General features: G+C 45.5%; 6 protein-coding genes and 3 pseudogenes. 7 read left to right on the top strand and 2 right to left on the bottom strand.

The window, feature by feature from the left end; all coding sequences use genetic code 11:
* Positions 1 to 283: 283 nt before the first annotated feature.
* Positions 284 to 910, top strand: a pseudogene (locus PX484_RS17610) (ISNCY family transposase); the annotation flags it as partial.
* An 85-nt stretch (positions 911 to 995) separates the two neighbouring features.
* On the opposite strand, the pseudogene PX484_RS17605 reads toward PX484_RS17610, so the two are convergent.
* Positions 996 to 1371, bottom strand: a pseudogene (locus PX484_RS17605) (NF041680 family putative transposase); the annotation flags it as partial.
* Positions 1372 to 1792: 421 nt separating this feature from the next.
* Between PX484_RS17605 and PX484_RS17600 the strand changes: the two are divergent.
* Both PX484_RS17600 and PX484_RS17595 read left to right on the top strand, forming a co-directional pair.
* Positions 1793 to 2281, top strand: coding sequence for an MgtC/SapB family protein (locus PX484_RS17600; RefSeq protein WP_004159254.1), 489 nt, complete (start codon positions 1793 to 1795; stop codon positions 2279 to 2281).
* Between the two features lie 100 nt (positions 2282 to 2381).
* Entirely contained in the window at positions 2382 to 2918 is a 537-nt protein-coding gene (locus PX484_RS17595) for a hypothetical protein (RefSeq protein WP_002803214.1), read from the top strand.
* A gap of 360 nt (positions 2919 to 3278) precedes the next feature.
* Here PX484_RS17595 and PX484_RS17590 read toward each other — a convergent pair.
* Positions 3279 to 3884, bottom strand: a pseudogene (locus PX484_RS17590) (ISAs1 family transposase); the annotation flags it as partial.
* A gap of 236 nt (positions 3885 to 4120) precedes the next feature.
* Between PX484_RS17590 and PX484_RS17585 the strand changes: the two are divergent.
* From PX484_RS17585 to PX484_RS17570, 4 genes are read left to right on the top strand one after another with little or no spacing between them, the layout of a single operon-like run.
* On the top strand, positions 4121 to 4312 hold the full coding sequence (locus tag PX484_RS17585) for a Thivi_2564 family membrane protein (RefSeq protein WP_016515447.1): 192 nt from the start codon (positions 4121 to 4123) through the stop codon (positions 4310 to 4312).
* Positions 4313 to 4347: 35 nt separating this feature from the next.
* On the top strand, positions 4348 to 5442 hold the full coding sequence (locus PX484_RS17580) for a glycosyltransferase family 2 protein (RefSeq protein WP_008206545.1): 1095 nt from the start codon (positions 4348 to 4350) through the stop codon (positions 5440 to 5442).
* On the top strand, positions 5443 to 5949 hold the full coding sequence (locus PX484_RS17575; RefSeq protein ID WP_002799014.1) for a glycosyl-4,4'-diaponeurosporenoate acyltransferase CrtO family protein: 507 nt from the start codon (positions 5443 to 5445) through the stop codon (positions 5947 to 5949).
* The gene (locus PX484_RS17570; protein ID WP_002803211.1) at positions 5943 to 6791 is read left to right on the top strand and encodes a transglutaminase-like domain-containing protein; all 849 of its coding nucleotides are present in this window, start codon (positions 5943 to 5945) and stop codon (positions 6789 to 6791) included. The genes PX484_RS17575 and PX484_RS17570 overlap by 7 nt, the downstream gene beginning before the upstream one ends.
* Positions 6792 to 7279: the final 488 nt, after the last annotated feature.

Below are 7279 nucleotides of genomic sequence, written 5' to 3'. Positions count from 1 at the left end.
TTTGAAATAAATAGAGCATTAACCCCGATTTTGGAAGGCAAAATATAGTAGAAAGTGACTATTTTTCAGGGAGAGGCGATCACTAAAAAAACAATTGGTTGGATAAATTAAGTATAAATACTCAAGCAATCAAAGGGATTGGCTGAGAACGAACGGGGTAAATTCAGGAAGATAGTTCTGTTTTTAGAATAAGGAATTCAAGGGAAATAAAAATTTATAATTATTGTCAGCTAAGGTAAAATGGGTGAGTTAGAAATCCACCAGCACGTCAAATTATTCCAAGATGGCTCAAAAAGCGGCAACCCTAGAAATTTCGGAATTAATGCAATTTTTACGTCAAGAATTACATGATTTACCCGATGAGAGGAAACCTGGAAATAATACAAAATATCAGGTATAAGATGCCGTGATGGCTGCATTTTCAGTCTTTTTTACTCAGTCGCCGTCTTTTTTATACCATCAACGTTTAATAAAAAGCAATAAGGGAAAAGATAATGCTGAAAGTTTATTTTCAATTGAAAAAATTCCTAGGGATAATCAAATAAGAAATCTGTTAGAGCCAGAGCCAGTGCCAGCCTCTACTGTCTCTAGGACTTTTCAAAAAGTCTATCAATGGTTAAAGGAAAAGGGAGTTTTGAAAAAGTTTCTCTACTTAGATGGAGAAATTTTAGTGGCATTAGATGGCACAGAAATTTCTCATCTAAGAAAATTAATTGCCCTCATTGTAATTGTCGTAATCATCGAAAGGGAACTACAACTTATTTTCATGGCTGTGTCACACCTAGGGTGGTTTCTCCTAATCAAAAACAAGTAATTAATTTAGAGCCAGAATTCATTAAAAAAACAAGATGGGCATCAAAAACAAGACTGTGAAAATGCGGCCGTTAAAAGATGGTTAAATAAGAATCATAACTTCTGTTTAGACTAATTTGCAGCCCAAATTGGCACAAATAGGGATAAAAGACTGAGAAAGAGATAAAAAGCACGATGAAGGATTAAGATGCGGTCTTTTTCGATTTAGGCGGGGCAGAATAGCGTTTTTTGACCGTAGGATAAGGGATTTTTGGAGTCCGTTTTTTGCCTTTAGGCCAGCCCTGGGATTTTCCTCGGGTTTTGGGGAAACAGGCGGGTGTACCAATCACCGCTAAAATTGCCCCAAAACCCTGAGCGACCCTTCCAGGAGTCAGAGAGTTTTGTGGAAGAGGCTTCTGCCAAGGTAAAGGATTATCTTGTACTATCTCACGAGCCAGCCATAACTACCAAGTCAGTAGAGGCATCAAATCGCGACCAGATTGCCCTTGTTCGGGAGTTGAAAGTTTGGGTAAAGTCCAGTGTAATCTTTGCGAGTGCGAAGCGATTCGAGTGATTGATGTTAATGGGACTTAGGCGTTTTCGGTCAGCAAAAAAGGCTCAAACCATTACGGGACAAAGGGTTAACCTCGATTTATGATTTTCCTTGATATATCTGGGTTTCAGCGATTTTGGGCTTCTCAAAGTAAATCCCAAGCGGGGATTGGAGTTGAGGCTTTTCTCGATTTGTTTTTTGTCTAAGTCTCATTATGTGGACTTCGGTGGAATTATAGAGGAAGAAGGCACATTCTGTGGCTATACCATTCCGACCCGTCTGCGGATTGGATGGTACTTTGGCACTGAGCGGTTTGAGTCAGAGGGTGAGTTTTTCCGAGTCACGATTGATGATGCAATCTATCGGTAGAACGATCGGACATCAATAAAGAAATTACAGCCAACTTTGTAGAATGAAGTACAGCCAAAGTAAGGAGGGACTACGGGTGTGTGGCAAGTGATATGGAATACTGTGCTATCGGAATTCTCCGAGATCACCGATGTGGCTCAAATTATCCGCATCATTTTACGTTTCTTGCTTGCGGCGATCCTTGGTGGTCTACTGGGGTACGATCGGGAGATCAAGGGCAAGGCGGCAGGGTTGCGAACGCATATGCTGGTTTCTTTCGGGGCAGCACTCTTCGTCCTCATTCCTCAACAATCTGGGGCATCGATCGCAGATTTAACTCGTGTGTTGCAGGGTTTGATCGCTGGGGTGGGATTCCTTGGGGCCGGATCGATCATTATAGGAAGGCACCAAGAGGAGGCTAAGGGGATGACCACGGCGGCGGGCATATGGCTAACGGCGGCCATCGGCGTAGCGGCAGGGATGGGGCGAGAAGCGACGGCCATTCTCAGCACTCTCTTAGCCTTGGGAATCTTATCCTTAATTCCCAAGGTCGAACGGTTGTTTGAACGCCGTGGAAGGAGGAGTTAAACGGGGTCGGAGTATTCGGGCGGATAGGGGTTGAAGATGTACAAGTAGTTCATACCCGCGTTAAACTGCATATCTTGCCCCATGCCGTTGGAGCCCAAAGATGATCAAAATTTCCGTTGATTCACAGGTGTCGTTTTCTCGATCCTTGGTTTATGCCACCTATCGGGACAAGCTGATGGAGTTGGGGCCGTATCTGCCCAATGTGCGATCGCTGCAACTCAAGTCTCGCCAGGAAGCGGAGCGACTGGTGCGACTGGTGCTGGAGTGGCATGGGGGTGGGGACATCCCAGCCGCTGCTCGGGCACTTTTGAGTGAAGAACTGTTCACTTGGACGGAATACGATATCTGGGACAACAATGAGTTTACTGTAGACTGGCAAATTGAAACCCATGCCTACCGAGAGGCGGTGTTTTGCGCTGGCAAGAACCGCTTTCTGGATCGAGGCAATTGCACATTGGTGGAAAGCCGAGTCGAAGTGAGGATTGACCTCAGCGCAGTTCACAGTGTGCCCCCCTTCTTGCTCAGTCGCTTAGTTCACCTAGTCGAAGAGCTTCTGGCCAAAAAGATTGAACCGAATCTGGTGCAGATGGGACAGAGTGTGCAGAAATATCTGGAGCAAACGCAGAAAACCCAGTAACGCCAGGAAAGGGATAGACTATGGGGTAGCGATCTGGAAGTAGTGGTGAGTCGAATTGCTTATTTAGGGTTTGCTGAAAAAGTTTGTTGGTGGGGTTAGGAGTCGGTCGTCGGTCGTCAATAGCCGGTCGTTTCAGGCTTTGTTGCCCTCTTTTTTGTACTGGTTTATGTACTAAAAAAAGGATAATGCAAGGTTTTTGAATGTCCCAATCCTATTTTCGCAGCATGAACATCGGATTTTAACAGGTCAAAAGCCTTATTTTAAAAGGGTTTTACCATTATTCAGCAAGCCCTATTTAGCGGGACTCAAACGATAACAAAAGATAACTGAGGGTATAATGCTTGGCAGATCAGCCTTTCACAATGCTAATACATAATCAGCGCCTTGCTCAATAATTGTAGAGGCAATTTCAGTTTGATATCCCATGGCATCAATACTTACTAAACAACCTCGAATTTCTCAAATCTTCAATAATTCAGGAATAGCAGTAATCTCATTGGATTTTTCAGCGACTTTTCGTTGACCAAGTACCAAATGATTAGTGGCTGACCAGACACTTACCATAGGAATTAAACTTCGGTTATTTCCTCGTTCTTTTGCCCCTCGTAAGGTTTTCCCGTCCACATTTAAGCGTTCTCCATTGGTCACCTGATGAACTGCTTGCATCCAACTAATAAAGCATGACTGGAGTTCTTCTGATTTTAAACGGGCAAATAATCGGATAAATGTATCATGAGAGGGAATCCCATTAGGCAGAGCTAGAAAAGTTTTTAGCCATTCATATTTGGTTATACCATAGGCAGCAACTGCTTCCCAGTTGTTCGCCCCACAAATGGTTGCACAGATATTAATCGCAATAATATCTATCAGCAAATTCTCAATGTTGTGTAACGATCCAGGGTCTTTTAGAGTGCCAAAGTGTTTTTCAATCAGGGCTGTTAGTGATGAACATTTGTCCGTTAACATTGTTTTGTGCGAACCTGTAAACAGATAGTTCATATTCTGTATACTAACTTGAAAAATTTAATATTTATCTCCTAATTGCTATTCCATGAGGATATCTTGTAGATTTATTGCGTATCTTCAAGAATTGTGTGCGATTGCTTGGGCCACCTAACGAGCATATATAAACGAGCATATATAATAATGAAGAGAATAAAATGCTTGACGAAACTCATTAGATCGGAGAAAGGAGATCAGTCATGGATCTGGTACAGTTTATGGTAGTTATCATCGTGGTTGGGGTTCTATTGTGGCTCGTGAACAACTACATTCCGATGGACAGCAAGATCAAGCAAATCCTGAACATTGTGGTTGTCATCGCCCTCGTTTTGTGGATTCTTAAGGTGTTCGGATTGCTGAGTTTTCTCAAGGGAATTCGTATCGGTAGGTGAGTGATGTTCTAGACGGAAGGAAAGGTTGAATTATTATGGATCTGATGTCCATCACACTGGTGGTGCGCTGGCTAATAGGCTGGGGATTGATGTGGCGGTTGCCGCGACTTCCAGACCTTTCAGTCGTCGGTTCGCCTAAAGTCTCGGTCTTGATTCCGGCGAGGAATGAAGAGAGTACCCTCCCTAATTTGCTAACAGCCTTAAAGCAGCAAACATTCAAGCCCTACGAAATCATTGTCATCGATGACCAGTCCGCCGATGCTACCCCACAGATCGCCGAACAGGCCGGGGTGAAAGTAGTGCAGACTAGCCCTTTGCCCACAGGTTGGACAGGGAAAAACTGGGCACTCAAAACCGGATATGCAGCCTCATCTGGCGATATTCTCGTCTTTCTCGATGCCGACACTGAGCCAGGGGAGGAGCTGCTCCGCAGGCTGGTGGCAACTGTTCAACACTTAGGTGGTCTGGTCTCAGTTCAGCCCTATCACCGCACTGAACGCCCCTACGAACTGTTAGCGGTTCTGTTCAATCTCGTCGGCTTGATGGCCGTCAAACTGGGAGCAAGAGGTGGTGTGGCTTTTGGACCGGCTATGGCTACCAGCAAGGATGACTATGAGCGGGTCGGCGGCCACGACGCTGTGGCAGGATATGTTGTAGAAGACTGGTTCATGGCTCATATTTATGAGAGTGCGGGACTGCCAGTGAGTGCATACATTGGTCATGGCCAACTGGACTATCGGATGTACCCCGGCGGGCTGCGGGACTTGGTTGTTGGTTTCGACAAAAACTTTGCTACCGCAGCAGGGGAAGTCTCTTGGCTGCGGATGCTGGCGGTTGTGTTCTGGCTTTCAGGGTTGTTCTGGGCGGCTTGGTGTCTGCCCGCATCCCTATTCGGCTGGCCGATTGTCGGGAATTCATCCTTACTATATAACGTACTGCTTTATCTTGCCTTCGCCATACAGTTAGCCATAATTGTATGGCCAGTGGGTTCATTCGGAGCAATCGTCTTTTTCTTCCCCATTCCGGTTGCCTTCTTCATTGCAGTGTTCCTGCTGGCAATTCTGAATCTCGAACGTGGTCAAATCGAATGGAAAGGACGAAGGATAAGTACCCGATGGCAAGGTGAATGAATGAGATTATCTATACTACAGTTACCGGATGGGGTAATTGTCGGGCTTTGTGTGGTCGGTTGGACAGCCTGGTCACTTTTGATCGGTTTTGTCGGTCATCGACTTCCCCTGAAATTCCTAGAAACGGACACCTGCCTGACCCGGCCACGACCCTGGGGGGAAGATAGACAATGGTACAATCGGGTACTGCGGATCAAGCGATGGAAGGATCGGTTGCCAGAAGCAGGGGATTTCTTCCCGGGAGGTTTTCGCAAAACATCCGTTGGCGGTGGGGACTGTGCCGTAATGTCCCGTTTTTTGGCTGAAACCCGTCGCGCGGAATACGTTCACATCGCCATCTGGCTGTTTTGGTTAGTGACGATGCTCTGGACTCCTGGCTGGGGTGTGCTGGTAAACCTCGCCGTGGGAACAGCCTTCAACCTGCCTTGTTTATGGGTGCAGCGTTACAATCGGCTTCGGCTCCAGCATCTGCTCGTATTGAAAGGACAGGGAAAAACGATATGCTAAAGTATGAGCTTGGCTGTGAATTAACCTACAGCATTGAGCAAGCAAGCACTCTGATTTTTAATATTGCTATTGTCAGCAACAACCATCAGATTATTGTTCAGGAAGACCTCCATTCTAACTCTCAACGGTCGATTGAGGAATACATCACTTCTGTCAGTGGAAATCGATACTTTCGACTCAATGCCCCTCCTGGCAATTTGCAAATTTCCTATCGAGCAACCGTTGGCTTATCTCCTTATTATTCAGACCCCAGTACGATTTTTGAAGTAAAGCCGGCCGATTTACCCCTCGATATCTTGTACTATCTTTATCCGAGTCGTTACTGTCAGTCAGATCGATTATTGCGCTTTGTCGCGGCTGAATTTGGCCATTTAGTCCCTGGTTATTCCAGGGTGACAGCTATCTGTAACTGGATTTATGACAATGTTTTGTATCTCTCTGGTAGCAGTGATTCTTTAACTTCTGCTTGCGATACAGCGATAGAACGGGTAGGCGTTTGTCGTGATTTTGCCCATTTAGGCATTGCTTTTTGTCGAGCTTTGAACATTCCGGCACGCTTTGTTTCCGGCTACGCCTATGGTTTAAATCCCCCCGATTTTCATGCCTGGTTTGAGGCTTATCTAGGGGGTCGCTGGTATCTTTTCGATCCTACCCGCCTTGTGCCTCAGAGCGGGCTAATTCGCGTTGGCACAGGACGAGATGCCGCCGATGTTTCTTTTGCCACTATTTTTGGTCCCGTACAAATGAATCAGATGAGGCTTTTTATGGACTACTTACCCGATGCCAAGCCGATTTCCGAGAATATTTTGATACCGACAACAGAGGCGATCGCCATCTCTTGAGCGTACCCCAGTCAGGTATTCTATTATCGAAAATTTGGCTTGAAAACCCCGTCCTTTGAGGACGGCTTTAAGCTACAATGAAAAAAGCGATAACCAAGCTAAAAACTGAACCCTGACCACAGATAGTAGGGGGTTTCGTTCAGAAAAGACTTCAAATTCGGCCTTGAACGAGTAAAACTTTCTAGGAAATAAGGTTGAAGATGAGATTTTTTCGACTTGTTCAAAGTGGCCGTCCGGCATTCGGACACTCAAAACGGACGGGTCGAAAGAGTCAGACTTAAGCAATTAAGCGTTTTTCGCTATCTGCGTCAACCCCATTGACGCGACCATCCTAAAAAAGTAGCGTGGTGAGGATGTCAATAACATTGTCTTTGAAAAACCCATTTTAGGAGTTGCCCATGTCATCCTCATCCCTACCCATTAAACCGGCTGTACTGGTTGTCATCATTGGTGAAACCGTCTTGCAAGACCGCATGATCAAGCTGCTG

Origin of the sequence: Microcystis sp. M49636_WE2, assembly GCF_030065375.1 — a bacterium.
In the GTDB taxonomy this organism is placed as follows: Bacteria; Cyanobacteriota; Cyanobacteriia; order Cyanobacteriales; family Microcystaceae; genus Microcystis; species Microcystis aeruginosa_C.
This window is presented reverse-complemented; position numbering and strand designations above follow the sequence as displayed.